This is a genomic window from Pseudomonas sp. BJP69 (genome assembly GCF_007633355.1).
In the GTDB taxonomy this organism is placed as follows: domain Bacteria; phylum Pseudomonadota; class Gammaproteobacteria; order Pseudomonadales; family Pseudomonadaceae; genus Aquipseudomonas; species Aquipseudomonas juntendi.
Window position 1 is genome coordinate 2132902 of sequence record NZ_CP041933.1, and the last position, 25273, is coordinate 2158174.

30 protein-coding genes are annotated in these 25273 nt (G+C 62.4%); 12 read left to right on the plus strand and 18 right to left on the minus strand.

The features are described 5' to 3' along the window. Nucleotides 1-8 precede the first annotated feature (8 nt). From FPB55_RS09795 to FPB55_RS09815, 5 genes are all read right to left on the minus strand, one after another. The gene (locus FPB55_RS09795) at nt 9-578 is read right to left on the minus strand and encodes a DUF6162 family protein (RefSeq protein WP_115293897.1); all 570 of its coding nucleotides are present in this window, start codon (nt 576-578) and stop codon (nt 9-11) included. After that, a complete protein-coding gene (locus FPB55_RS09800) occupies nt 575-895 on the minus strand; it encodes a hypothetical protein (RefSeq protein ID WP_009686454.1) in 321 nt (106 codons plus the stop codon). Before FPB55_RS09800 ends, FPB55_RS09795 begins: the two co-directional genes overlap by 4 nt. After that, nucleotides 892-1431 (minus strand): thiamine pyrophosphate-binding protein, encoded by a 540-nt coding sequence (locus FPB55_RS09805; RefSeq protein ID WP_115293898.1) that lies wholly within the window; start codon nt 1429-1431, stop codon nt 892-894. Before FPB55_RS09805 ends, FPB55_RS09800 begins: the two co-directional genes overlap by 4 nt. Then, on the minus strand, nt 1428-2621 hold the full coding sequence (locus FPB55_RS09810; protein ID WP_054881754.1) for a PepSY domain-containing protein: 1194 nt from the start codon (nt 2619-2621) through the stop codon (nt 1428-1430). The genes FPB55_RS09805 and FPB55_RS09810 overlap by 4 nt, the downstream gene beginning before the upstream one ends. A 176-nt stretch (nt 2622-2797) precedes the next feature. Next, the gene (locus FPB55_RS09815) at nt 2798-4132 is read right to left on the minus strand and encodes a SidA/IucD/PvdA family monooxygenase (protein ID WP_144188059.1); all 1335 of its coding nucleotides are present in this window, start codon (nt 4130-4132) and stop codon (nt 2798-2800) included. Between the two features lie 173 nt (nt 4133-4305). Here FPB55_RS09815 and FPB55_RS09820 point away from each other — a divergent pair, with 173 nt between their 5' ends. Then, entirely contained in the window at nt 4306-4752 is a 447-nt protein-coding gene (locus FPB55_RS09820; protein ID WP_009686459.1) for a hypothetical protein, read from the plus strand. Nucleotides 4753-4782: 30 nt separating this feature from the next. Here FPB55_RS09820 and pbpG read toward each other — a convergent pair whose 3' ends face one another. Together pbpG and FPB55_RS09830 are read right to left on the minus strand one after the other, a co-directional pair. Then, a complete protein-coding gene (gene pbpG / locus FPB55_RS09825) occupies nt 4783-5709 on the minus strand; it encodes a D-alanyl-D-alanine endopeptidase (RefSeq protein ID WP_029887028.1) in 927 nt (308 codons plus the stop codon). Between the two features lie 281 nt (nt 5710-5990). Then, on the minus strand, nt 5991-6665 hold the full coding sequence (locus tag FPB55_RS09830; protein WP_115293899.1) for a polysaccharide lyase family 7 protein: 675 nt from the start codon (nt 6663-6665) through the stop codon (nt 5991-5993). Between the two features lie 226 nt (nt 6666-6891). Between FPB55_RS09830 and FPB55_RS09835 the strand changes: the two genes are divergently transcribed. Further along, nucleotides 6892-7212, plus strand: coding sequence for a DUF1654 domain-containing protein (locus FPB55_RS09835; protein ID WP_029887030.1), 321 nt, complete (start codon nt 6892-6894; stop codon nt 7210-7212). Nucleotides 7213-7250: 38 nt separating this feature from the next. Here the strand turns inward: FPB55_RS09835 and FPB55_RS09840 are convergent, their stop codons facing one another. Continuing rightward, nucleotides 7251-8075, minus strand: a complete 825-nt coding sequence (locus FPB55_RS09840) for a S24 family peptidase (protein WP_115293900.1) — start codon at nt 8073-8075, stop codon at nt 7251-7253. A gap of 159 nt (nt 8076-8234) precedes the next feature. Here FPB55_RS09840 and FPB55_RS09845 point away from each other — a divergent pair, with 159 nt between their 5' ends. Beyond that, nucleotides 8235-8546, plus strand: coding sequence for a hypothetical protein (locus tag FPB55_RS09845; RefSeq protein WP_009686465.1), 312 nt, complete (start codon nt 8235-8237; stop codon nt 8544-8546). A gap of 96 nt (nt 8547-8642) precedes the next feature. On the opposite strand, the gene FPB55_RS09850 is transcribed toward FPB55_RS09845, so the two are convergent. Further along, nucleotides 8643-8825 (minus strand): hypothetical protein, encoded by a 183-nt coding sequence (locus tag FPB55_RS09850; RefSeq protein WP_054905061.1) that lies wholly within the window; start codon nt 8823-8825, stop codon nt 8643-8645. 94 nt (nt 8826-8919) lie between these two features. Next, on the minus strand, nt 8920-9267 hold the full coding sequence (locus FPB55_RS09855; protein WP_009686467.1) for a hypothetical protein: 348 nt from the start codon (nt 9265-9267) through the stop codon (nt 8920-8922). Between the two features lie 159 nt (nt 9268-9426). Between FPB55_RS09855 and FPB55_RS09860 the strand changes: the two genes are divergently transcribed. Continuing rightward, nucleotides 9427-10248, plus strand: coding sequence for a shikimate 5-dehydrogenase (locus tag FPB55_RS09860; RefSeq protein WP_009686468.1), 822 nt, complete (start codon nt 9427-9429; stop codon nt 10246-10248). Nucleotides 10249-10321: 73 nt separating this feature from the next. Here the strand turns inward: FPB55_RS09860 and FPB55_RS09865 are convergent, their stop codons facing one another. From FPB55_RS09865 to FPB55_RS09875, 3 genes are all read right to left on the minus strand, one after another. Next, nucleotides 10322-10564, minus strand: a complete 243-nt coding sequence (locus FPB55_RS09865; RefSeq protein WP_009686469.1) for a hypothetical protein — start codon at nt 10562-10564, stop codon at nt 10322-10324. Nucleotides 10565-10648: 84 nt separating this feature from the next. After that, nucleotides 10649-11176 carry a lactoylglutathione lyase gene (gloA, locus tag FPB55_RS09870; RefSeq protein WP_009686470.1) on the minus strand — a complete coding sequence of 176 codons (528 nt, stop codon included), beginning with the start codon at nt 11174-11176 and terminating at the stop codon, nt 10649-10651. A 226-nt stretch (nt 11177-11402) separates the two neighbouring features. Continuing rightward, nucleotides 11403-11762 carry a histone-like nucleoid-structuring protein, MvaT/MvaU family gene (locus FPB55_RS09875; RefSeq protein ID WP_144188061.1) on the minus strand — a complete coding sequence of 120 codons (360 nt, stop codon included), beginning with the start codon at nt 11760-11762 and terminating at the stop codon, nt 11403-11405. Nucleotides 11763-12122: 360 nt separating this feature from the next. Here FPB55_RS09875 and FPB55_RS09880 point away from each other — a divergent pair, with 360 nt between their 5' ends. Both FPB55_RS09880 and cobF read left to right on the plus strand, forming a co-directional pair. Continuing rightward, the gene (locus tag FPB55_RS09880) at nt 12123-13412 is read left to right on the plus strand and encodes an OprD family porin (protein WP_144188063.1); all 1290 of its coding nucleotides are present in this window, start codon (nt 12123-12125) and stop codon (nt 13410-13412) included. Nucleotides 13413-13480: 68 nt separating this feature from the next. After that, nucleotides 13481-14230: a precorrin-6A synthase (deacetylating) gene (gene cobF / locus FPB55_RS09885; RefSeq protein ID WP_009686474.1), complete on the plus strand. Its 750-nt coding sequence runs from the start codon at nt 13481-13483 to the stop codon at nt 14228-14230. Nucleotides 14231-14290: 60 nt separating this feature from the next. On the opposite strand, the gene FPB55_RS09890 is transcribed toward cobF, so the two are convergent. Continuing rightward, on the minus strand, nt 14291-14641 hold the full coding sequence (locus FPB55_RS09890) for a response regulator (protein WP_009686475.1): 351 nt from the start codon (nt 14639-14641) through the stop codon (nt 14291-14293). A gap of 82 nt (nt 14642-14723) precedes the next feature. Further along, nucleotides 14724-14891: a hypothetical protein gene (locus FPB55_RS26215; RefSeq protein WP_155273753.1), complete on the minus strand. Its 168-nt coding sequence runs from the start codon at nt 14889-14891 to the stop codon at nt 14724-14726. Here FPB55_RS26215 and FPB55_RS09895 point away from each other — a divergent pair. The 5 genes from FPB55_RS09895 to FPB55_RS09915 are packed head-to-tail and all read left to right on the plus strand — an operon-like array spanning nt 14890 to nt 21390. After that, the gene (locus tag FPB55_RS09895; protein WP_144188065.1) at nt 14890-18357 is read left to right on the plus strand and encodes a response regulator; all 3468 of its coding nucleotides are present in this window, start codon (nt 14890-14892) and stop codon (nt 18355-18357) included. The genes FPB55_RS26215 and FPB55_RS09895 overlap by 2 nt on opposite strands. Continuing rightward, nucleotides 18354-19175 (plus strand): protein-glutamate O-methyltransferase CheR, encoded by an 822-nt coding sequence (locus tag FPB55_RS09900; RefSeq protein ID WP_009686478.1) that lies wholly within the window; start codon nt 18354-18356, stop codon nt 19173-19175. Before FPB55_RS09895 ends, FPB55_RS09900 begins: the two co-directional genes overlap by 4 nt. Continuing rightward, a complete protein-coding gene (locus tag FPB55_RS09905) occupies nt 19172-19747 on the plus strand; it encodes a chemotaxis protein CheB (RefSeq protein WP_029887038.1) in 576 nt (191 codons plus the stop codon). Before FPB55_RS09900 ends, FPB55_RS09905 begins: the two co-directional genes overlap by 4 nt. Further along, on the plus strand, nt 19741-20967 hold the full coding sequence (locus FPB55_RS09910; protein ID WP_009686480.1) for a hybrid sensor histidine kinase/response regulator: 1227 nt from the start codon (nt 19741-19743) through the stop codon (nt 20965-20967). Before FPB55_RS09905 ends, FPB55_RS09910 begins: the two co-directional genes overlap by 7 nt. Nucleotides 20968-21012: 45 nt before the next feature. Beyond that, nucleotides 21013-21390: a response regulator gene (locus tag FPB55_RS09915; protein WP_009686481.1), complete on the plus strand. Its 378-nt coding sequence runs from the start codon at nt 21013-21015 to the stop codon at nt 21388-21390. A 48-nt stretch (nt 21391-21438) separates the two neighbouring features. Here FPB55_RS09915 and FPB55_RS09920 read toward each other — a convergent pair whose 3' ends face one another. Genes FPB55_RS09920 through FPB55_RS09930 form a run of 3 tightly spaced genes read right to left on the minus strand, consistent with a single transcriptional unit; the run spans nt 21439 to nt 24078 of the window. Next, entirely contained in the window at nt 21439-22020 is a 582-nt protein-coding gene (locus FPB55_RS09920; RefSeq protein ID WP_009686482.1) for a TetR/AcrR family transcriptional regulator, read from the minus strand. A gap of 12 nt (nt 22021-22032) precedes the next feature. Further along, complete coding sequence (locus FPB55_RS09925; protein ID WP_115293903.1) at nt 22033-22881, minus strand: 3-hydroxybutyryl-CoA dehydrogenase; 849 nt, start codon at nt 22879-22881, stop codon at nt 22033-22035. Nucleotides 22882-22893: 12 nt separating this feature from the next. Continuing rightward, complete coding sequence (locus tag FPB55_RS09930; RefSeq protein ID WP_144188067.1) at nt 22894-24078, minus strand: acetyl-CoA C-acyltransferase family protein; 1185 nt, start codon at nt 24076-24078, stop codon at nt 22894-22896. 170 nt (nt 24079-24248) lie between these two features. Between FPB55_RS09930 and FPB55_RS09935 the strand changes: the two genes are divergently transcribed. Continuing rightward, complete coding sequence (locus FPB55_RS09935; protein ID WP_009686485.1) at nt 24249-25259, plus strand: AraC family transcriptional regulator; 1011 nt, start codon at nt 24249-24251, stop codon at nt 25257-25259. Nucleotides 25260-25273: the final 14 nt, after the last annotated feature.

Below are 25273 nucleotides of genomic sequence, written 5' to 3' on the forward strand. Positions count from 1 at the left end.
CCTTCGGTTCAGTGGCGGTGTTCGCGGGTAACCCCGGCGTCGTAGTGGCTGACCACCTGTTGCCAGCCAGCGGCGATCAGTGCCGCCTGGCCGAGGTCATCCGGGATGATTGCGGCGCTGTCGCGGCGCAACCAGATATCAGCCTGGCCGGTGCTGTCGGGTGGCAGGATCAGCAGCAGGCTGCCGGCAATTTCGGGTGCCTGGCTGCGGCCCAGGTAGGCGCCGGGCACCAGCCAGGTCCACTGGTGACTGCCCCGGCTCTGGCTGCCGGCGTCGACCACGAATGGTGGCAGGCCTTCATCGGCCAGGGCCTGTACCCCAGGTGCAGCAGCGTTTTCTTCACGCAGCAACTGGATCTCGTCGAATGCCACCCGCAGGTCGGTGTAGAGGCCTTGCTCGGCCGCAGTGAGGTCGCGGCGGGCGTCGATCTGGTGGGCGGCGATGGCCTGTTCGTCCTCGCGCTCGCCGCGCAGCCACACCACGCCAGCCGCCAACGCCACTATCAGCAAGCTGGCCAACAGCACGTACAGGGTTTCGTGCCCGGCCCCGGCCGGGCGAATCACGTGAGCGCGGCTCATGGCTGGGCGATGTCGGCGTAGTCGACTTCCACCACGTGCCCGGGGCCGGCGTCGAACAGCACGTAGAATTCGCCGTCTGGGCGCTTGAAGGTCAGGGTCGAATCGTCGCCAAGCTTGCCGCCGACCAGCACTTGCTCGTCATAGCCGATCACATCTAGGGTTACCCCGGGGGCGCCACTGCCGTCCGAGAAACCACCGGTGCACTTGACTTGGCCGCTGGCCAGTTCTTCGCATTCGCACATGGGGTTGTGGGCCAGTGCCGGGCTTGCGGCCAGTGCCAGCAAGGGCAGGGCGAGGGTGCGCAGCAGGTATTTCATTTCATGCCTCCTTTTTTCTCGAGCCAGGCCACGGTGGCTGGCGATGCCTTGGCCAGCGGGACAGACGCTTGGTGCATGCTGCCGTCCCAGCCTTCCACGGTGATCCAGATCTGGGCGTCGGGTTTGGTGCGTGGGGGGATCGGCAGATTGGTGGCCATAGCGTAGGGCGCGCCGAAGAAGATCGTGCCAGCCGCCCGCAGGCTGCGCGGTTTGCCGATGCGCAGGTAAACGGCCTTCACGTCGTTGACGCACGCCTTGCACAGCGCTGCCCTGAATACCTTGAAGTCGCCTGCCGGGCCGTCTCTGCGGGGGGCTTCGTCACGCAGTTCCGCCACGTCCAGGGTGTAGGGGCCGGCCTGGATGCCGGTGATCACATTCGCCCCCAGCCCTGCCTCGCCGCGGAACAGCTTTGCGTCGCTGAAATACTTGGGCATGAAACCCAGCGGGATCAGGATCAGCAGGATGTTCAAGTGGAAACGCCACTTCAACCACCACTGTTTCAGCGGGCTGACGGGCACGGCCTGGGTGTGGCTCATCGTTGCATCTCCAGCGAGGTCCGAGTGGGCGCAGTATGGGGTGCGCGTTCGCTACGCTTCAGCGCGGCAGCGGTGGCTTGCGCCGTACGTTTGGTCCAGATCAGCAAGCCGCTGAACACCATCAGGGTGAGCACCAGGCCGAAGAAGAACCAGATCAGCTTGATCGGCAGGCCGCCAAAGTCACCGGTGTGCAAGGGGCGCATGGACTCGGTGACGAACTCCAGGGCGGAGCGGTCGCCCAGCAGGAACTGGCTGTCCACCTTGCGCGTGTAGGGGTTGACCTCGGCGCTTTGGGCCATCAGCGGATACCAGCTCCGCCCGCCCATGGAAATATGGCTGTAAGCGGTGGCAGGCAACGCAATGAAGTTGATTTCCAGCCCTGGAATCGCCAGGCCAGCGATGCGTGCCGCTTCATCGAGGTCGATCCGTGGGGCTGGGCTGCCATCGGCGGTCTGGGGCACTTCTTCGCGAGCGATGACCGGCACGATCGGCTCGCTGGAAATGCTGATGTGGTTGTCGAACAGAATCGCCTGGATCAGGAACCAGGTACCGGTGATGGAAATGACCGCGATGAACCAGATCGACCAGACACCGGCCAGGCGGTGCAGGTCGCCCCAGAAGATGCGCGAACCGTGCCCTGTGCGTACCGGCTTGAAGAAGCCTTTCCAGAACTTTTTGTACACCACCAGCCCGGTTACCAGCGAAGCGAACATGGGCAGGCCGAGGATCGACACCAGGTACCAGCCCCAGCTGAAACCGTTGGTGAAGGGCACCAGCCACCAGCCGTGCAGGGCGCGGGTGAAGGCTTGGAAGTTGAAGTCGGGGGATTTGCCCTGAATCGCACCGGTGTAAGGATTGACGTACAAGGTCGGGGTGGTGCCGTCCGGGAAGGTCACATTGGCCGTGAGGGCGAAGTGTGAGCCCTCAGGCTGAATGATGGAGCGCACGACCATATCCGGCTCTGCTTCATGCAGGGCGTTCAGCACCTGTTGGAAGCTCAGGCGTTCGGCGTCGGTGTCCGGCTTGCTGGCACGTACATCGGGGTTGGCCAGCCAGACGATTTCCTGGCTGACCACCGCGAGCATGCCCGTGAAGCAGACGATCAATACAAAGAACCAGATCGGCAAGGCGAGCCAGCTGTGCACCAGGAACCACAGCCTGGATTTGGATTTTTTCAACGATTTGGCCATCAGACGGGTCTTCTGCTATGGGTGGTCGAGCGTGCGCCCAACCAAAGAGGGCTGTACTGATAAGGACGAATGAGAATCGAAATCCTGCCGATTAAAATGAAAGCAAATGTTTCAAACGACAAAGCCGACCTGCGCAGGGGGCGTCAGGTCGGCCAGGGCGGCTCGTGTTCTGGCGGTCAGGCGCTGGTCAGTGCCACTGCCGCAGAAGGTTTGCCGTGCAGCTGTGCGAGGTCCTGGTATAGGGCCCTGGCTATCTCCGCGGCACGTGTCGGCAGCACCGAGAGCAGGGTGTCGCTAAGCCCGTGGCTGTTTTCGCAGAAGCCCTGCAGGTAGACCGAGGCTTGCAGGTCGGGGCTGGCCAGCACGCGGTAGTTGCGGTCGACGCTGAAGTCGCCCAGGTACCCGGCCAGGGGTGCCAGCAGGTCGCGGTGCGAGCGGCGTTCGTAGCCGGTGGCGAGAATCACGGCATCGTAGCGGTGCGTTTGCTGCTGGTCGGTGGCAAGGTCACGCAGGGTCAGCTCCAGGCCCTCGCGGGTGGCGACCACGGCATCGACCTGGCGGCGGCACAAGACGTTGTGGCGATACTGGTGGGCGACTTTTTGCCGGTAGAGGATGCCGTATATGCGCTCGATCAGGTTGAGGTCGACCACCGAGTAGTTGGTGTTGTGGTACTCGCCCAGCAGCTTGCTGCGCTGCTCGGCTGGCTCGTTGAAGACCAGGTCTGTGTAGTCCGGCGAGAAGATCTCGTTGACGAACGGGCTGTCGTCGGCGGGCTTGAGGGCCGAGCCGCGCAGGATCATGTCGACTTTGACCGAAGGGTAGCTGTCGTTGAGGTCGATGAACGCCTCGGCGGCGCTCTGCCCCGAGCCGATCACGGCGATGCGCATCGGGGCGCCCTGCGTGCACGGCAGTTTGTTCAGGCTGCTCAGGTACTGAGAATGGTGGAACACCCGCGGGTCATCCTTGAAAGCACCGAACTTCGCCGGAATTTTCGGTGTGCCGCCGCTGCCGACCACTACCGAGCGGGTGCGGCGGCTGTATTCGCGGCCTTGCGCATCACGCGACACCAGGCGCAGGTGCTCCACCCGGCCGCCCTGTACCTGCGGCTCGATCCGCAGCACCTGCTGGCCATAGACGGCCTGGCCGGCGAAGTGTTCGGCGGCCCAGCGCAGGTAGTCGTTGTACTCCAGGCGGCAGGGGTAGAAAGTGCCCAGGTTGATGAAGTCCGCCAGGCGTTGTTTCTGGTGCAGGTAATTGACGAAGCTGTAGGGGCTGGTGGGGTTGCGCAGCGACACCAGGTCTTTGAGGAACGAGATCTGCAGCTCGCTCTGTGTCGCCAGGGTTTCACCGTGCCAGCGGTAGTCCTGTTGCTTGTCGATGAACAGCGCGTCCAGGGCATGGCCTTGTGACTCTGCCAGTTCCTCCAGGGCAATGGCCAAGGCCAGGTTGGAAGGGCCGAAGCCCACGCCGATCAGATCTTTGATGGTGTCCTGCTGTATGGGCTGGCTCATGATGGTGATTCCCTGAATGCTCGAATAGGCACGGCCGCCGGGGCTTCGGCCGCTGTGCCAGTACATGAGGTGGAACGAGCCAGCCGACCGGGAATTTAATTGGGCTAAAGCGCGGCGCGAATTGGCCGATAGGGTGGTTAACGCAAAGCCCGATCTTTCATACAGGGACCGACATGGCCGTCATCACAGCTGGCAACCTCATGATCAATGGCGTATCGGCGCAGGCGCTCAGCGCTAATGCCGCCGCTGAACGCGACCAGGCCAAGCAGGCCGGCGAAGCGGTGGGCCCGCTGCAAATCAGCAGCGACAGCCTTAAGGTGTCCGCGGGTAGCCAGGCACAGTCAGCGGATACAGCGGACAGCGGTGAGTCGGAGGCGGTAAGCGAGCTGCGGCAGTTGATCAAGGACTTGCAGAAGCAACTGGCCGAGGAGCAGAAGCAGCTTGCCGCGTTGCAGAACAGCAAGATGGATGAGACGTCCAAGGCGGCTGCGGTCGGTGCCAAGCAGGCAAGCATCGCTACCCTCAACGGTCAGATCATGGCCGCCACCGCGCAGTTGCTGGAGCTGCTGCAGCAAGAGGGTGGCAGCAGCTCCGGCGGGATGGTCAGCGCCACGGCCTGACGGCGCCATGGCCTGTTGCTTCGGGCCTGCTTACTCGGCCGCCACCCGCCCTTTGCCTTGGCGATCCGCCTTGTACTGCATGGCCACGGCCGGCGCTGGCTTGGCTGCACCGGTTTCCAGCCATTGGCGCAAGCGGCTGGCATCGGCGAAATGGGTGTACTTGCCGAAGGCATCCAGGATGACCATCGCCACAGGGCGGTTATCCATTCGGGTCAACAGCACCAGGCAATGCCCGGCTTCGTTGGTAAAACCGGTCTTGGTCAGCTTGATGTCCCAGTTGCTCTTGTTCACCAGGTGGTCGGTGTTACGGAACCCCAGGGTGTAATTGGGCTTGCGGAAGGCCACGGTCTTCTCGCGGGTGGTCGACAGCTCGCTCAGCATCGGGTACTTGCGCGAGGCCATCAGCAGCTTGGACAGGTCGCGGGCAGTCGATACGTTCTGCGTCGAAAGCCCGGTAGGCTCAACGTAGCGGGTATGGGCCATGCCCAGGCTACGGGCTTTGGCGTTCATCGCTTTGATGAATGCCGGGTAGCCACCGGGGTAGGCATTGGCCAAGCTATTGGCTGCACGGTTTTCCGAAGACATCAAGGTAATCAGCAGGGTCTCGCGGCGATTGAGCTGGCTGCCGGGGCGTACCCGTGAATACACGCCCTTCATCTCCGGGTTGTTGGCGATGGTCATGGTGAGCATCTCATCCATGGGCAGCTTGGCGTCCAGCACCACCATCGCGGTCATCAGTTTGGTCACCGAAGCGATCGGCACCACGCGGTCGGCGTGGTTCGAGTACAGCTCCTGGTTGGTATTGAGGTCGATCAGCAGCGCGCTGCCCGAAGCCAGGTGCAGTTTGGAGGGGTCGCGTTGCACCTTGGCCGGGGGTTGTGCAGCAGCGGTCGACGGCAGCGTCGCGGTACCTGTGAGCAACAGCAGCAGGCTGAGAATGGACAGGGATGTTTTCACGTTGAGGCTCACTAAAGGTTGGTATGTCGTTGGCTGTGCAAGGGTTTTCCCCCAAAAACCGCTGCATTCTGGAGTATGGCTGAACGGCTGTCGAATGCCTTATATCTAAAGGGCGCAACGTGAACGAAATTTAATCCCGTACCCATTGTGTACCCTTCATGTGCTGTTCATGAAGTGCGCCGAACGGTGATAGGGGCGGGGGCAAACTGAGCGCTCAGTTCTGATCAGGTCCGGTACCGTCCCGTGAACAGGAGGGCCGGCACGCAAAGGGCGTTGTCGCCTCAGCCATGTATCAACGTCAGGTCGCTGATAATGCAGATCGAGCCATCGTCGACCGGCGTTTGGTCGTTGTAGTCGACCTGGTTGTAAACGCCGCCGTGGAATTCGAACAGGCGCGAAGCCCAACTGCCGTCGAGTTGCAAACCACCTGAAGTACCGGTTGCTCCCTTGCAGGTTGCGGTGACCGTGACCAGGCCCTGTGCCGTGACGTGCAGGCTGATGCCGAACTGCGCGCCCAGCGGTACGCCCTTGAGCACCGTCGAATTCACTGGGTCAGCCTGGTCATAGGTTTGGCGAAAGCCCAAGGTGATATCACCTTTCTTCCAGAACACCTTGACGGGCGGGCCGTCGTCGCCGCGCACGTGCATCTGGGCAATGACCACCTTCTGCGCGGCGTTGACCTTGGTCAACGTCATGCTTTGACGGCTCCAATGATCCGCGGCACTGGCCAGCGTCCAGGAACGGGTCTCGGTCCATTCACAGCGGGTGCGGTGGGTACTCTTGCTCGACGCCCCTTTGGTTGGCGCAGAAAACTGGATCGAGCCGTCACTGAGTAACGTGACCACCTCTGGGAGGCGGGCAATGGCTTCGTCACCGTCAAGTTCCAGGGCAACGGGGTTGGTTGCGGATACTGCCACCGGGGTGGCGATCAACAGGTTGCTGATGTCTACGGCCATGGTAACTCCTCATGAACAGCCAGGTTTGAAGCGCAGACTGAATGCTGCCTGGTTGAGAGTTAGCCAATGGCTAAATTAAATGTCAATAGCTTAAAGCTAAAAATTGCGCTGTGGGTGAAATTACCTGTTGGCGAAAATTTTCAGGGCAAGGCCTTTACGCTGGATTTGGCTGTGCGATAAGCTTTCGCCGGGTACTGTACAAATATACATATATCAGGATGACAATATGCCTATGCAAACAGCGTCGACCACCCTTCAGCCCCCGGGAATGTCGGGTGTAGAGCGCCTGAGCCTGCGGGTATCGTCGATGATCAACCACCCTGTGGCCCAGACCCAGCGCTGGGTACTGGTGCATCGCCTGCACAGCGATGGCGACGCGGAATGGGAAGAGGTGATGGGGCTGCTGCTGGAAACACCCGAGTTGGACCTGACCTTCAACCCTGATGGCAGCGTGCTGGTGCGCTGGCAGCGCCACGCCGGCCAGCAGTTTGACGAAGTGAGCGTCGAGCAGGGCTGTGGGTCACTGATGCCTGCTGCGCCGTTCTGAAATACCGGCGCCAGGCCGCTGCCGGGGCAGGTGGCGCCTTACACGAGGTGGGCATTCCACACCAGCAGGACCCTGGCCTGGATATAGGTTTCTTCGCGGCGAATCAGGCGGTCCTTGTGCCGTGAGTTGTCGGAAATCATCTCGAAATGATCGTCATCGGCAATCTGCAGGCGCTTGATGTAGATATGGTCACCCCACGCGAAAAAGTAGATCCCGTCGCCCACGAACTCGCGAATGCTGACATCGACGATCAGTGGGTCACGGTGCCTGATGGTGGGCTCCATCGATTGGCCCCAGCCAGTGACCATCTTCAGGTGGTGGTGCTCGCTGAATTCCACACCCAGTTCCCGCAGGTGGCTGGGGCTGACCCGCACATCCTTGAACATTTCCGGGTAGTCATGGGGGATCTGGCCGCCGCCCATGGCCGCGCGCACATCATAGTGGGCAATCCATACCTCATCGCCCACCAGGCCGGGCCGGCCGTGGTCGGCCTGCAGCAATACGCTTTCCGCGGGCTCGGCAGCCGCGGCCAGCAGCCTCTGGCGGGTTTCTTCGGGGATGCCTTTGCCACTTTTTGCCAGCATCTGCTTGACCAGGTCGGCGGCGCACACCGCGCCGTCGGCAGGCCCGCCCGAGGCCTGCGGGTGATCGCCGGGCGCCAGCGCGTCGAACCAGCCGCGTGGCAAGCCTTCGATACCCTCGATCCGCCGCGCCACGTCGTCGCCCAGGTTCTTGGCGGTCCTGTTGGAGAGAATCTGGCTCAGGTGCGCAGGCGCCATGCCCCAGCGCTCGGCGCAGGCCCCCTTTTTCTGGTCGGCTATCAGATTTACCAGGTTCTGCTTGCGGATTTCATAGATGTCCATAAGGCGAAGCATGCCAGTGTTTAGCTCTCTGCTAAATGTGCGCATGGCTAAATTTCCCTTGAGGTAAATTTACCCCTAGGCTAAATTAAACCTCCAAATAATAAAAGCCACGGCGATGCAATGCCGTGGATTGCCCATCTCGTCAGTAAAGAGGTTTACATGGATCCCACCGACCTCGGCCCAGGCACCCTTACGTGGCTGGGTGGTACAGGCACCGTGTTGTTCGGGGCCTTTCTATGGCTGCGCAAATGGCTGTCCAGAGATGCGGCAGACCGCGCGCTGGACAATGCAGACATTGCCGTGATTCGCCGCCTGACCGAGCTGCTGGATAGCGAGCGCGATGCCCGCCGTGAGGCGGAGGCCAAGGCTGACCAGTTCGCCAAGGAGCGCAATGAACTGGTGGTCACCGTCGGCCGCTTGCAAGGCAGGGTCGTGGCCCTGACCAGTCAACTGGCCCGGGCCAAGGCGTGAAACGACCGACGACCCGCACCCACCATGGCCAGACAAAAAAAGCCCGCCATTTCGGCGGGCACAAGGGCGTAGGGAGCAACGCACAACAAATTCGGGTCAGGCTGCCAAAGTGCCTGGTTGCAACAGTTCAGCCAATGCGCGGGCTTGGGCGAGGGTCGGCACCGGCCCACTCACAGCCTCGCCGTTGCGCACCAGGTACCAGCAGGCCAACAGGCCTTGTTCACGCAGTGAAACCGGAACAGCGCTGCCGACAACGGACATGATCTGGATAGTGGCCATGGGGACCTCCTGTGAAACATGGGCCTACCATACGTAGCCGCTACCAGGGTTTGAAATCAACGTTGTCGATAGTGGTCATTACTTCTATCAACCCTTACCAGCGTGGCGGGCCGTAATACACCCGTGGCGGGCCGTAGTAGGCCCGGTAGCCCGGCGGTGGCGGGGCCGGCGCATAATAGGGCTGGTAATAGACGGGCTGCGGCGGCGGCTGCACGTACACCGGTTGCGGCGGGTAGTACACCGGCTGGCGTTCCACGTACACCGTACGGTCGTGCCCGCCAGAAACCGTAGCGCCAACCACCGCGCCAACCACGGCAGCGCCCAATAGCGGGCCCGGCCCATACCAACCGCCGCCATGGCCGTAACCACCGTGGGCAGCTGCAGGCCCGCTGATGGCCAAAGCGCCGACCAGCAAGGCGATTCCGGGAATGAGACGGTTCATATCAACCTCGCGAGTAAACCCCCAAAGTGGGGTGTCACTAATATGACTCCGGTATTTGTCAATTGCGCGCAGGGCAATGGTAAAGGTTGTGTAAGGGACGACCAGCGGTTGCCTCTGGTACGCTGCACAAACGTTTCAGTCATGACTCAGGAGCAGGCTATGTCGACAACTCCCGGCAGGGATACCGTGCTGTGCATTTCCCTGGCAGGCCGCCCCGGTACATTCGGCGTGCGCTTTCACAACCACCTGTACCAACAGTTGGGCCTGGACTTTTACTACAAGGCCATGCGCACCGACGACCTCCCGGCCGCGGTAGCGGGAATTCGAGCCTTGGGCATACGCGGGTGTGGGGTATCGATGCCATACAAGGAAGCGTGCATGGCGCTGGTAGACGAGATCGACCCGTCGGCAGCGGCCATCGAGTCGGTCAACACTTTGGTGAACACCAACGGTCGCCTCACAGCCTACAACACCGACTATCTGGCCGTACGCCAGTTGTTGACCCGGCACCAGGTCGACCCGGCAACCGCTTTCGCCCTGCGCGGCAGCGGCGGTATGGCCAAGGCCGTTGCCAGCGCCTTGCGCGATGCCGGCTTTGCCGAAGGCACCATCGTCGCGCGTAATGCCCAGGCGGGGCAGCAGCTGGCGGATATGTGCGGCTACCGCTGGCTGCCAGAACTCGGCGATATCTGCCCGCCGATGCTGGTGAATGTGACGCCGATCGGCATGGCGGGGGGCGCAGAAGCTGAAGAGCTGGCGTTTTCGGACATCGCCATCGCTGCTGCAGAGCGGGTATTCGATGTGGTGGCCATGCCCGCGCAAACACCGTTGATTCGCCGCGCCCAAGCGCTGGGCAAGCCCGTGATTACCGGGCTTGAGGTGATTGCGCTGCAGGCGCTGGAGCAGTTCGTGCTGTACACAGGTGTGAGGCCGACGCCGGCGCAAGTCGATGCCGCCGTGGCGTACGCTCGCGATATCTGATTGCACCAGCAGCGGCCCCTTCGCGGTATGGCAGCGGTGCTGGCGAAGAGGCCGCTACAGGCCAAGGGGGCAATCAGAATACCTTGGTGCCGGCGTCCAGTTGCTGGTCGACCAGCGCTCGACCGTGGGCCAGTGACACATGCTGGGCACGTTCCAGGTCGGAGAAGAACTTCATCGGCATCGACAGGCGCCTGCTGGTATGGCCATCAGGAGCGGTGATCAGGCAACCGGCGGCGTAGGGCAGGGGCGAGTCAGGATGGGGCATCACGCTGGCGGTGATGGTGTGCTTGCGGTATTCACAGTGAAGGGATTGCATGATTCTTACCTCGCTGTGGCATGGGAAGCAATTACCTTCATATACCACAGCAAGGGGGCGGTGGTTCCCGCCCCCGACGAACGCTTAGCCTGCGAGGTCGGCCGGCTGAATCACTTCGACCCAATAGCCATCCGGGTCCTTGATGAACGCCAGGTGGTTCATGCGCCCGTCCTGCAGGCGCTTCTGGAACGGTACACCTAGCGCTTCGAAGCGCGCACAGGCGACGCGTACATCGGGTACCGACACGCAGATGTGACCGAAGCCGCGTGGGTCGGTATTGCCATCGTGATAGGCGAAATCGGCATCGTTTTCGGTGCCGTGGTTGTGGGTGAGCTCCAGCACGCCAGGGATCGATTTCATCCACTGGTGACGGGCGGCATCATCGGCGGGGATCTGCGCCGGGTCGACCAGGGCCAGGAAGTACAGGCTGAAAGCGGCTTCGGGGAAATCACGCTTATCTACCACGCGAAAGCCCAGCACACGGGTGTAGAAGTCCAGGGACTTTTCGATGTCCTTGACCCGCAGCATGGTGTGGTTGAAGACGAATTGGGCGGTGGCGGCGTCAGGTTGTGCGGTGACACCAGGCAAGGTTTGCAGATCGTGCAGGCTCATGGGAACTCCTGAGGCAGGGCCGGGCACGGGGCGCCGGCAAAACAGACAGGCTGGCCATGATACGTCAGTGCGCCGATTGCGCAAATGAAAGCGCCCTGCACGAGTGCAGGGCGCTGGAATTAGAGGCCCGCATGTGCGGGCGCGTGATGGGGTCGCTAGTCCTTTAGCTGCCTCGATACTGAGCCAGCCCTTGTGAAAAAAGTGTGAAGCACGTGTTGATGTTTCATCAGCGAGCCCAGCTTTCCACCTCGGCGGCGCCATACTGCTCTTTCCAGGCTTTGAGGCCGCGGTGGTTGCCGCCTTTGGTCTCGATCCGCTCGCCGGTCTCGGGGTGTGTGTAAACCTTCACCACCCGCGGGCGACGGTGCTGTTTGAGGACAGGGCCGGTGGTGCGCCCCCCGGCTTTGGGGTCAAGTATGGCTATGACATCGCGCAGGCTTTTGTCGTAGCTTTTCATCAGGTTGACGAGTTTCTGCTCGAACTCGATTTCGCGCTTTAACCCGGCATCTTTTTTCAACGCTTCCAGTTGGGCCATCTGTTCTTGGAGCGCTTTTTCCGCAGCACGAAACTCTGCAAGTCTGGACACTGTAATCACTCCTGTACGTCGGCTGTGGCGGGGCGTGACGAACATTGGAACGCATGAATACGCCGGCCACGCAGGTGGGTTTTACTGTTCGTTGATAGCGAGTGTAGTCACACATTGGGGCGGGGTAAACTGCTAACTTATTGCAAATAAGCGGGGAACTTTCCTAGTTGCCCACGCGCGATACAGGCGACTCGCCGAAGCGGCCTGGCAGGGCGCTTAGACCATGGTCCAATGGCCCGCGCCAGAGCCGTTACGCGATCATTTCAAAGTATGGCTGGCTGTTGCGCGGTCATGTCCCATTACCGTGGCAAGTCGTTGCCACCGGTTGTTAACCCGCTTTGAATCTGGATGTTTCCCTGCATGTTTTCCCCCTATCCTCTCGCCCCCGGGCGTCGTGTCGCCAGCCTGTTCCTGTTATGTGCCGGTGCCAACGCCCAGGCTGGCGGTTTTCTTGAAGACAGCAGTGCCAAGGTTGAAGCACGCACTGTCTACTTCAACCGGGATTTCCGTGACGGCCACAGCAGTTCCGGCCAAGGGGCGTCCAAGCGAGAAGAGTGGGCCCAGGGCTTTATCCTCAATGTACAGTCGGGTTACACCGAAGGCTTGGTAGGGTTCGGTGTGGATGCGCTGGGCATGTTCGGTGTGAAGTTGGACTCCAGCCCCGCCGACAGTAACAGCGGCTTGCTGCCGTCTTCCGGGCACAACCCTCGGCACTCCGCCGACCAGTATGCAAAGATGGGCCTGGCGGCCAAGGTCAAAGTTTCCAACACGGTGCTCAAATACGGTTCGATGATGCCGGATGTGCCCGTGCTCAAGTACAACGATGGCCGCCTGCTGCCGACGATGTTCCAGGGCGCCATGCTGACCTCCGAGGAACGCCGCGATCTGAAGTTCACCCTGGCACGCCTGGATCGGTACACCGCAAGGGATTCAACCGACCGCCAAAACATTCGCGTGCATTGCAAGAACAAGCGTTACGCCTGCGACATCGAAGCCGACCACTTCGACCTCGCCGGGGTCGATTACCGGGTCAACGAGCGTTTCGGTGCCCAGTATCAAGTGGCCAGGCTGGAGAACATCTATCGCCAGCAGTATTTCGGCCTGGTGGCCAGCCAACCGCTGCCGGTGGGTAGCCTTGCTGCCGACCTGCGGCTGATCAAAAGCGACGACATCGGCAACGCCCGCGCTGGCGCTATCGACCACCGCGCCGTCAGCGGCATGCTCGGCTACAGCCTGGGTGATCACAAGCTCAGTGCTGGCTGGCAGCGCATGTATGGCGACAGCGCCATGCCCTACCTGGATGGCAGCAACCCGTACCTGGTCAACTATGCACAGGTCAATGATTTTGCCGCCGCCCAGGAGCGCTCCTGGCAAGTGCGCTATGACTATGACTTCAAGGCGTTGGGTGTGCCTGGCCTTACGTTCTTCACCCGGTACATCAACGGTGACCATATCCAGGTGCCAGGCAGCCATGCCGAAGGCAAGGAGTGGGAGCGCGACAGCGAGCTCAAGTATCAAGTGCAAAGTGGCACGTTCAAGGACGTCAGCGTGCGTTTGCGTAATTCCACCTACCGCAGCAACTATGAGCGGTGGGCGCGGGATATGGACGAAACGCGGGTGATCGTCAGCTACAACTTCTCGCTGCTCTGAACGGGTGCTTTGCCAGCGGCCTGGTGGCGCCCGACAATGGCTGCTGAACAGCACCGGAGGGCAGCACAATGAAACAGCTGTTGTTGATCGGCATCGGCCCGGGTGACCCACGCCAGGTCACGTACGAAGCCGTCGACGGGTTGCGCCAGGCCCACGTGTTCTTCGTGCTCGACAAAGGCAGCGTCAAGAACGAGCTGGTGCAGCTGCGCAAGGCCATCCTGCAGCGGTACCGGCCCGAGGGCGGCTATCGGCTGGTTGAGGTCGCCGACCCGCTGCGCGATGGGCAGGCCGACGCGTATGTGCAGGCGGTACAGGACTGGCACGTCCAACGTGCAGCGCTGTATGCGCAACTGATCGAACAGGAACTCGGCGACGGCGAAACCGGCGCCTTTCTGCTGTGGGGCGAGCCCACGCTCTATGACAGCACCTTGCGCATCCTCGACCTGGTCTGCGAGCGAGTTGGCGCGCTGCACCTGCAGGTCATTCCGGGCATCAGCAGCGTGCAGGCACTGGCGGCGCGCCACCGTGTTGCGCTCAACCGCATTGGCGAACCGCTGACCGTGCTGCCTGGTCGGCGTCTGGCCGGGCAGGGGAGTATCGACAATGTGGTGGTGATGCTCGATGGGCAGTGCGCGTTCGCAGCTATCGATGACCCGGCCTTGACGATTTACTGGGGCGCTTACCTGGGCACGGCTGACGAACGGCTGATCGCCGGGCCGCTGCAGGCGGTGAAGGCGCAGATTCTTGAAGTGCGTGCGCGGGAAAGGGCGCGCAAAGGGTGGATCATGGACACCTACCTGTTGCGCAGGGAGGTGTAGCAGGCACCGTTCCTTGGCCCCTGCGCTCCCTGCGCGCTTAGTAAGCGGGTGCCGCCGAATTCAGGCGGTGCCGAGAATCGCCTGCACCTTGTCGCGCAGCTGGTCGATGCTGAACGGCTTGCCGATCATGTGCATGCCCTCCGGCACAGTAATGTTTTCGGCGTAGCCACTGGCGAACAGTACCGGCAACAGTGGCCGCAGCTTGCGTGCCTTGGCTGCCAGCGCCTCACCGCGCATGTCCGGCAGGCCCACATCCGTCATCATCAGCGCCAACGGCTGGTTCGGGTCTTCCAACACCTTGAGCGCCGCGCTGGCATCTTCCGCCTCGATCACCGAGTAGCCCAACTCATCGAGCACTTCGACCATCAGCATACGTACGATGTCGTCGTCTTCGACTACCAAAAGGTGCATGGTTCGGGTCCTGTGCAAGTGAATGTCTATGATCTGTGCACAAGGCGACAGCAGAAGTTCCCGAGGATACCGATACTTGCAATCAGATGGAACGATTGGCACACAGCACTTTCAAATACTGGCTAAATGCCCTGCCAGAGCCGTCAAAGCTGGTTAGACTTCGCTTGTCGGCACGGCGCAGCGGCACATAACCATAACGATTGTTCCGCCATTCTTTTCCATGGATTTTCTTGCTCGGGCGTTTTCTCATGATTCAAGCAGCCTCGATGGACCAGCGCAGCTTCCGCAAGTTGTTGAGCCGCAACATCGGCCTTCCTCTGGGTGTGGGCCTGCTAGGTGCCGTGGCCTTCGTCGCGGTGATCAACTACCTGCTGTCGGCCATGCAATGGGTCGAACACACCGACCGGGTCATTGGCAATGCCAACGAAGCGGTGAAGCTGTCGATCGACATGGAAACCGGCATGCGCGGCTTTCTGCTGACGGGTGACGAGCGCTTCCTCGACCCCTATGAGGTGGCCAAGCCGCGCATTCTCAGCAGCTTGCAGGGCCTGAAAGGCATGGTCGAGGACAACCCGCAGCAAGTTGACCGTATCGACCGGCTGATCGCCTTGCAGCAAGCCTGGAATGACTTCGGCAGCGGCATGATCACCCTGCGCCGCAATGATGGCCCCTACCGGGAGCTGATCGGTAACGGCCGCGGCAAGCGCCTGACAGACGAGATTCGCAAGGAATTCGCCGACCTCATTGCCACCGAGCAGCAGTTGCGCATGGCACGCAACGAGAAGGTCAGCACCGTCACCGTAACCTCCATTTCGGCGTTCGTGCTGCTGATCGTTGGCCTCAGCGCCTTGCTGGCGTACCTGGGGCGCCGCGATCTGTTGGCGTTGTCCAGCAGTTACGACGACAACCTCAAGGCCCAGCAACGTTCTGCCGAGCGCCTGGAGCACCAGGCCTGGCTGCGCAACGGCCAGACCCAGCTGGCTCAACAAGTGCTTGGGCAGCTGACCCTGAACATGCTCGGCGACAACATTCTGCGGTTCTTTGCCTCTTACCTGGGCAGTGTGGTCGGGGCGTTGTACGTGCGCGACGAGCATGGCCGCCTGGTACGCGTTGCCTGCTATGGGCTGGATGCCGAAGAGCAGGCGCGCGAGCAGGTGCTGGGTGATGGTGAGGGTCTGCTGGCCCAGGCCGTGCGTGAAGGGCGGCTGCTGCGCCTGGACGACCTGCCGCGAGACTTCTTCCAGCTCAGCTCCGGCCTGGGCAAGGGCTTGCCGCGCAGTGCACTGCTGATGCCGGCCAGCGACGGCGGGCAGATCAACGGCGTGCTCGAACTGGGCTTCCTGCGGCCGCTGCAGGCGCGTGACGACGAACTGTTGCAGCGCGTGGAGGGCAACCTGGGTATGTCCATCGAAAGCGCCCGTTACCGCCAGCGCTTGCAGGAAGTCCTGGCCGAAACCCAGCAATTGAACGAAGAATTGCAGGTGCAGCAGGAAGAGCTGAAAACGGCCAACGAAGAGCTGGAGGAACAGTCCCGCGTGCTCAAGGAGTCCCAGGCCCACCTGGAAACCCAGCAAGCGGAACTGGAGCAGACCAACGAGCAGTTGTCCGACCGCACCGAAGCGCTGGACCGCAAGAACGAGGAGCTGACCCAGGCCCAGGAAGAGCTGCAGGCGCGCGCCGATGAGCTGCTGCGTTCGAGCAAGTACAAGTCCGAGTTCCTCGCCAACATGTCCCACGAATTGCGCACGCCGCTGAACAGTTCGCTGATTCTGGCCAAGCTGCTGGCCGAGAACGTTGAAGGCAACCTCAGCGGTGAGCAGGTCAAGTTCGCCGAGTCGATCTACTCGGCCGGCAACGACCTGCTCAACCTGATCAACGATATCCTCGACATCGCCAAGGTCGAGGCCGGCAAGCTTGAAGTGCGACCTGAAACCACCCACCTGGACCGCCTGGTCGAAGGCCTGCGCGACATGTTCGAGCCGTTGGCCGGGCAAAAGGGGCTGGCCTTCGAGGTCACCGCCCAGGCTCAGGTGCCTGCCACCCTGTTCACCGACCGCCAGCGACTGGAGCAGATCCTCAAGAACCTGCTGTCCAACGCCATCAAGTTCACCGAACGCGGCCAGGTCAGCCTGAACATCGGCTACCAGCCAGACAGCGGCATCGTGTTTTCCGTGCGCGATAGCGGCATCGGCATTGCTGCCGACCAGCAGCAGGCAATCTTCGGTGCGTTCCACCAGGTCGATGGCACCAGCAACCGCCGGTATGGCGGGACTGGGCTGGGGCTGTCGATTTCCCGCGACCTTGCCCATCTGCTTGGCGGGCAGATCAGTGTCGAGAGCAGCCCCGGGCAGGGCAGTGTGTTCAGCCTGGTATTACCCGAACGCTACGAGAACCTGGAGCAGGAGGTCGAGCCCCTCAGCCTGCGCCCGGCTGTCGATACCCTGCCGCCAGTACCGCAACTCGCCACTGCCCAGGCGCCGAAGCTGCCGCAACTGGCCTTCACCGACGACCGTGACCGGGCGCCTTTCAGTAACCGCTGCATCCTGGTGATCGAAGACGAGCCGAACTTCGCCCGCATTCTCTTCGACCTGGCCCACGAGCTGGGTTACAGCTGCCTGGTGGCGCATGCGGCCGACGAAGGTTTCGAGCTGGCCGCCCGGTTCATACCCGATGCGATCCTGCTGGACATGCGCCTGCCTGACCATTCCGGCCTGACCGTGCTGCAACGCCTGAAGGAACAGGCCGATACCCGGCACATTCCGGTGCATATCATTTCCGTCGAGGACCGTGTCGAGGCCGCCATGCACATGGGGGCAGTGGGCTACGCCGTTAAACCCACCAGCCGCGAAGAGCTCAAGGAAGTTTTCGCGCGCCTGGAGGCCAAGCTGACGCAGAAGCTAAAGCACATTCTGCTGGTGGAAGATGACGACCTGCAGCGCGAAAGCATCGCCCGCCTGATCGGTGACGACGACGTCGAGATCACCGCCGTAGGCATGGCGCAGGAGGCCTTGGCACTGCTGCGGGAAAACATCTACGACTGCATGATCATCGACCTCAAGCTGCCAGACATGCTCGGTAACGAACTGCTCAAGCGCATGACTGCCGAAGATATCCGCGCCTTCCCGCCGGTGATCGTGTATACCGGCCGCAACCTGACCCGCGAAGAAGAAGCCGACCTGCTCAAGTACTCGCGCTCGATCATCATCAAGGGCGCCCGCTCACCCGAGCGGCTGCTCGACGAAGTGACGCTGTTCCTGCACAAGGTCGAATCGCAGTTGTCCAACGAACGCCAGCGTATGCTGAAGACGGCGCGCAGCCGCGACAAAGTGTTCGAGGGGCGCAAGGTGCTGCTGGTAGATGACGATGTGCGTAATATCTTCGCCCTGACCAGTGCACTGGAGCACAAGGGCGCGATCGTCGAAATCGGCCGTAACGGCCGCGAGGCCATCGAGCGCCTGGAGCAGCATGACGACATCGACCTGGTGCTGATGGATGTGATGATGCCGGAAATGGACGGCTTCGAAGCCACCCGGCTGATCCGCCAGCAACCGCGCTGGCGCAAGCTGCCGATCATTGCGGTGACTGCCAAGGCCATGAAAGATGACCAGCACCGTTGCCTGCAGGCCGGCGCCAACGATTACCTGGCCAAACCGATCGACCTGGACCGCCTGTTCTCGCTGATCCGCGTATGGCTGCCGCAACTGGAGCGAATTTGACTAGCGAACGTAACACCGATATCGAGATCCGCTTGCTGATCGAGGCCATCTACCTCAAGTACAGCTATGATTTCCGCAATTATTCCGGCGCTTCGATCAAGCGCCGGATCCTGCACGCGCTGCGCCAGTTCGGTTGCCAGACGGTATCGGCCTTGCAGGAGCGCGTGCTGCACGACCCTGGCATGTTCATGCAGTTGCTGCAGTACCTGACGATTCCGGTCAGCGCGATGTTCCGCGACCCGGGCCATTTCCTGGCGCTGCGGACCGAGGTGGTGCCGCTGTTGCGTACCTGGCCATCGATCAAGGTGTGGATCGCCGGCTGCAGCACGGGCGAGGAGGTGTATTCGATGGCCATCCTGCTGCGCGAAGAAGGCCTGCTCGAGCGCACCATCATCTACGCCACCGACATCAACCCGCACTCGCTGGACAAAGCCAAGCAGGGCATCTACTCGATGCAGAACATGCTCGACTACGCCGAGAACTACCGCATCGCCGGTGGCCGCCGGGATTTCGCCGAGTACTACACGGCAGCCTATGGCAACGCGATCATGGACAGCACCCTGCGTGAAAACGTGACCTTCGCCGACCATAGCCTGGCCACCGACAGCGTGTTCTCCGAGACGCAGTTGGTGTCTTGCCGCAATGTGCTGATCTACTTCAACAAGGAGCTGCAGGACCGCGCCCTGGGCCTGTTCCATGAATCGCTGTGCCATCGCGGTTTTCTGGTGCTGGGCAGCAAGGAGTCGGTCGACTTTTCCGCTTACAGCGACGGTTTCGAGCCGCTGGTCAAGCCTGAACGGATCTATCGCAAATCATGAAAGGCGTACAAGCGGTGGTGATCGGCGCCTCGGCCGGCGGGGTGTCCGCGCTGTTCACCGTGCTGGGCGGGTTGCCGTCGGGGTTCGCCATTCCGGTAGTCTGTGTGTTGCACCTGCCGGATGACCGCCACAGCCAACTGGCCGAGGTGCTGCAACGCCGCCTGCTTCGTCCCGTGTGTGAGGCACGTGACAAGCAACCGCTGCGCCCTGGTCAGATCTACGTGGCCGGGCCGGGCTATCATTTATCGGTAGAACGCGACTTCACCCTGTCGTTGAGCCAGGAACCACCGGTGCATTTTTCCCGGCCGGCCATCGACTACCTGTTCATTTCCGCGGCCGATGCCTACGGTGCCGGCCTGCTTGGCGTGCTGCTCACCGGTGCCAATGAAGACGGTGCCCAGGGGTTGGCTTACATCAAGAACAGCGGCGGCCGGACCATCGTCCAGGACCCTCGCGACGCACAGGTGGCGCTGATGCCCGAGGCCGCCCTGGCCCTCCATCAGCCCGACCATATTCTTACCTTGAGTGGGATCGAGCAGTTGCTCGCCGCCCTGGAACCCAGCGCATGCTAAGCAACACTATCGCCAAACTGCTGATCGTCGACGACCTGCCAGAGAACCTGTTGGCCCTCGATGCCCTGATACAGGGCGAGGACCGTGAGGTGCACCAGGCCCAGTCTGCCGAAGCCGCCTTGTCGCTGTTGCTCGAACACGAGTTCGCGCTGGCCATTCTCGATGTGCAGATGCCGGGCATGAACGGCTTCGAACTGGCCGAACTGATGCGCGGTACGGAAAAAACCCGCCACATCCCTATCGTTTTCGTCACCGCAGCCGGGCGTGAAATGAATTACGCCTTCAAGGGCTACGAAAGTGGCGCCGTGGACTTCCTGCACAAACCGCTGGATACCGCGGCGGTGAAGAGCAAGGTGTCGGTGTTCGTCGACCTTTACCGCCAGCGCAAGGTGCTTGACCGCCAGTTGCAGGCGCTGGAGCGCAGCCGCCAGGAGCAGGAAGTGCTGCTGGGCCAGCTGCAGGCGGCGCGCGGTGAGCTGGAGCATGCGGTGCGCATGCGCGATGACTTCATGTCGATCGTGTCCCACGAGGTGCGTACACCGCTCAACGGGCTGATCCTGGAAACCCAACTGCGCAAGCTGCACCTGGCGCGGGGCAACCTGGCGGCGTTCAGCGCCGACAAGCTGCAGGCCATGGTCGAGCGCGACGAGCGCCAGATCAACAGCCTGATCCGCCTGATCGAAGACATGCTCGATGTTTCGCGCATTCGTACCGGCAAGCTGTCGCTGCGGCCCAAAGCGTTCGACCTGAGCGAGCTGGTGCAGCGGTTGGTGGAAAATTTCACCGCCCAGGCCACGGCACTGGATACGTTCATCGAGTTGCAGCATTGCCAGCCACTGCAGGGTGAGTGGGACGAATTTCGGATTGAACAAGTACTGGCCAACCTGTTGTCCAATGCCTTGCGTTATGGTGAACGCAAACCGGTGCAGGTAAGGCTGTACGAGCAGGACGGCCTGGCGTGCGTGCAGGTGCAGGACCAAGGCATTGGTATCGACATGGCTAACCAGCAACGTATCTTTCAGCAGTTCGAGCGCGTCGCAACTCAGCAAGCTACGGGTGGCCTGGGCTTGGGCCTGTATATTTCCGACCAGATCGTGCAAGCGCATGGCGGGCGGATTGTGGTGCAAAGCGAGGTGGGCAAAGGTGCGACCTTCACCCTGCAACTGCCCCTGGCTGCAGTGGAACAACTAAACGACCAGGCGTGGGCAACCTCTGCATAAGCCTGGGGTCTGATGGCCAACTGGAAGAATTTTCAAGGCGTTAACATGAGTGAAGATGCACAAGACGTAGTGCTGGTGGTCGAGGACGAACCAGCGATACGCATGATTCTGCGGGACTACCTGGCGGGCGAGGGCTACCACGTGCTGGTCGCCGAGGACGGTGAACAGGCGTTCGCCATTCTGGCCAGCAAGCCGCACCTGGACCTGATGGTGACCGACTTCCGCCTGCCGGGCGGGATCTCCGGGGTAGAAATCGCCGAGCCGGCGGTGAAGTTGCGGCCCGACCTGAAAGTGATCTTCATCAGCGGCTACCCCGCCGAGATCCTCGAGTCCGGAAGCCCGATCACCCGCAAGGCGCCGATCCTGGCCAAGCCGTTCGACCTGGACACCTTGCACGAGCAGATTCAGGCACTGCTGCGCTGATACCCGTCAAGGCCCTGTCACCGGCGCGCGCTGACGGGCCGGTGCTGATCAACGCAAGGTCCGCTCCAGCCCACCCAGCAACATGCTCTCCATCAACACCAGCGCTTGCGCTTCAGGCAATGCCTGCAGCGCGCCGGGCAATCGGTTCAGCAGCGTTGCAACCACCTGGGCGGTGGCCACCAAAGCTGGCCCCTGCAGCTTCGCCTGCGGTGCGATCAGCCGCAACAGCCCGGCCTCATAACGCCCGCGCAACTGCGTCAGGCGTGCCTGCTGGGCCTCGCTCAGGCAACAGAAATCACGCTCAGCCAAACGAAACTGCAGCGGCCGCTCGGCATGCAACTGCCAATGCGCCGCGATCAGGCAATTCAAGGCTGAAGCGCCGCGGGCCATGGCCCGCCGCCCCTGGTCCAGCAGGGCCTGCAACTCCTCGTACAGTTCCTCGATCAAGTCGAACAGCAGGTCCTGCTTGCTGGGAAAGTGGTGGTACAGCGAGCCGGCCGTCAGCCCGACATGTGCGGCCAATTCGCGCATGCTGACCTGGCCAAAGCCTTTTTCGGCAAACAGCGCCATGGCCTGTTCACGTCGCTCTTCGAAATTGGCACAACGCATCGCGGCATTGATCGGGGGCATGGCGCCTGGGCCTCAGTAGATGAAGAAGCCGCGGCCGCTCTTGCGCCCCAGCCAGCCGGCCGCCACCATCTCCTTGAGCAGCGGGGCAGGGCGGTACTTGCTGTCGTTGAAGCCCTCATGGAAGGCCTCCATGATCGCCAGCAAGGTGTCCAGGCCGATCAGGTCGGCCAGCGCCAGTGGGCCGATCGGCTGGTTGCAGCCAAGGCGCATGCCGGTGTCGATGTCCTCGGCGCTGGCCAGGCCTTCCTGGCGTACGAATATCGCTTCGTTGATCATCGGCACCAGGATGCGATTGACCACGAAGCCCGGCCGGTTGCCAGCAGCGATCGGGGTCTTGCCCAGCTTCTCTGTCACCAGCAATGCCTGGGCGTAGGTACCGTCGCTGGTCTGCAGGCCACGAATGATCTCGACCAGCGCCATCATCGGCACCGGGTTGAAAAAGTGCACGCCAATGAAGCGCTCGGGGTGGTCGATGCTGGCGGCCAACTGGGTCACCGACAGCGACGAGGTATTGGTCGCGATCAGGCAATCGGCGGCGACGTTGCCTGCCACCTGCTGCAGGATGCGTTGCTTGAGCTGCAGGTTCTCGGTGGCCGCTTCGATCACCATCTGCATCGTGGCCAGCTGGCCGTAGTCGGTGCTGGTGCGGATCCGGGTTTTGGCTGCCGCTGCCTGCTCGGCGGCGAGGGTCCCTTTGCTGACCTGGCGTTCGAGGTTCTTGCCCAGCGTTGCCAGCCCGCGCTCCAGGGCGGCGTCGGCCACGTCCACCAGCAGCACCTGGTAGCCTGCCACCGCGCACACTTGGGCGATGCCGTTGCCCATGGTGCCGGCGCCGATCACGGCGATCTGTTCAATGTTCATCTTTCAGTTTCCTCAAACCCGCTCGAAGACCACGGCGATGCCTTGGCCGCCACCGATGCACATGGTGGCCAGGGCGTAGCGCCCCTGAATGCGCTGCAATTCATGGATGGCCTTGGTGGCGATGATCGCGCCGGTGGCACCCACCGGGTGGCCCAGGGAAATGCCCGAACCGTTGGGGTTGACCTTTTCCGGGTCGAAGCCCAGTTCGCGGGCCACCGCGCAAGCCTGGGCGGCGAAGGCTTCGTTGGACTCGATCACATCCAGGTCCTGCACCTTCAGGCCGGTCTTCTCCAGCACCTTGCGGGTGGCGGGGATCGGCCCCAGGCCCATCAACTCGGGTTCCACCCCGGCATGTGCGTAGCTCACCAGCCGGGCCAGTGGCTTGAGGCCCAGGCGCCGCACCGCGTCACCGCTGGCCAGCACCAGGCCAGCGGCGCCGTCGTTGATGCCACTGGCGTTACCGGCAGTCACGGTGCCGTCTTTCTTGAACACCGGCTTCATGCCGGCCAGTTGCTCGGCGGTGACCTCACCGCGCACATGTTCATCGACACTGAACTGCACGCTGCCTCTGCGGGTTTTGAGTTCCAGCGGCACGATCTGGCTGGTGAAGCGGCCCTCGGCAATGGCGCGAGCGGCCCGGCGCTGGCTGGTCAGGGCCAGCTCGTCCTGCATTTCGCGGGTAATGCCCTGGCTGGCCGAGACGTTCTCGGCGGTGATGCCCATGTGGAAGTGCTGGAAGGGGTCGTGCAGTACCCCGACGGTGTAGTCGATGCCTTGCAGGTCACCCATGCGCGCGCCCCAGCGTGCCTGTGGCAGCAGGTAAGGGCCGCGGCTCATGGACTCGGCGCCAGCGGCAATGGCCACGTCGGTGTCGCCCAGCAGCAGCCCTTGGGCGGCCGAAACAATGGCCTGCAGGCCCGAGCCACACAGGCGGTTGACATTGAACGCCGGCGTTTCCTTGGGGATGCCGGCGTTCATGGCCGCAACCCGCGCCAGGTAGGCATCACGGGGTTCGGTAGGGATCACCGTGCCCATTACCACATGGCCGATCTGTTCGGCGGCCAGCCCCGAGCGCTCGATGGCGGCGCGGGTGATGGCGCTGGCCAGGTCGGCCAGCGGCAGGTCCTTGAGGGAGCCGCCAAAGCCACCGATGGCTGAACGGACGGCACTGACGACGTAGATTTCTGCGCTGCTCATAGAGGCTCCGATTGCATAGGCATGGCGGGACTGGGCCAGGCTCTGCGAGAATGGCCGGCGAGGTCCCGAAGTGGGTCCGAGTCTAGGCAAAGGCTCTGTCGCAGCCTATGCCGGAACTGTTCAAACAACCTGGCACTTTTTGCCACTCAGCATAGACAGCGAACACCGCCATGCGCGATAGCGATTCGGTCGCCGTGTACTTCCTCAACGCCATGCTGCATGCCCTGCGCGATTGCCCCGCCGAGCGTGACGCGCATTTGCGTGCGGTGGGCATCGACCCGCACCTGCTCGACCAGCCGCAGGCGCGGGTGCCGGCCCGGGCCTTCGCCGAGCTGTGGCTGGCAATGATCCGGCGCCTGGACGATGAGTTCTTCCGCCTCGACAGCCATGGCATGCCGTTGGGCAGTTTCGCCCTGATCTGTCGGGGCCTGATCCTGGAACCCAACCTGGAAAAGGCTCTACGCCAGTGCCTGGCAGGCTTTGGTCTGTTCCTGCACGATCTGCGCGGCAGCCTGACCGTGCGCGGTAGCCGGGCGCTGATCAGCGTGCAGTCGAGCATCGCCGACCCGTTGACCCGGGTATACGCCGAGGAAACCTACCTGGTGCTGATGGTCGGCCTGCTGTGTTGGCTGGGCGGGCGCAGGGTGGCGATTGACCGGACCGAACTGGCAGTGGCCCGCCCAGCCCAGGAGGATGACCTGCTGTTGTGGGGGCCGGACCTGCGCCTGGGCAGCGGGCGTACCGAGGTGGAGTTCGACAGTGCCTGCCTGCGCCGGCCGGTGGTCCAGGACGTGGCGGCGCTGAAAACCTTCCTGCGCAGCGCGCCGCAGGGGCTGGTCATTCGCTTTCGCAACCAGAACGGCCTGGTGGCCGAGGTGTACCGGCATTTACGGGCGCGTGGCTATGGGCAGTGGCCCACGTTGGCGTCGCTGGCACAGCAGCAGGGTATCAGTGCCAGCACCTTCCGCCGGCAGTTGGAGCGCGAGGGGCGCTCCTACCAGCAGATCAAGGACGAGGTACGCCGGGCGATGGCTTTCGAGCGCTTGCGCGAAGGCGTGCTGAGCATTGCCGAGATCGCCGAGCAGGCCGGCTTTCAGGAGCCCAGCGCGTTCCACCGGGCGTTCAAGAAATGGACCGGGCAGAGCCCCGGTAGCTACCGCGCACGGTTGGCCGGGCGCTGATCTTGGCCAGTGCC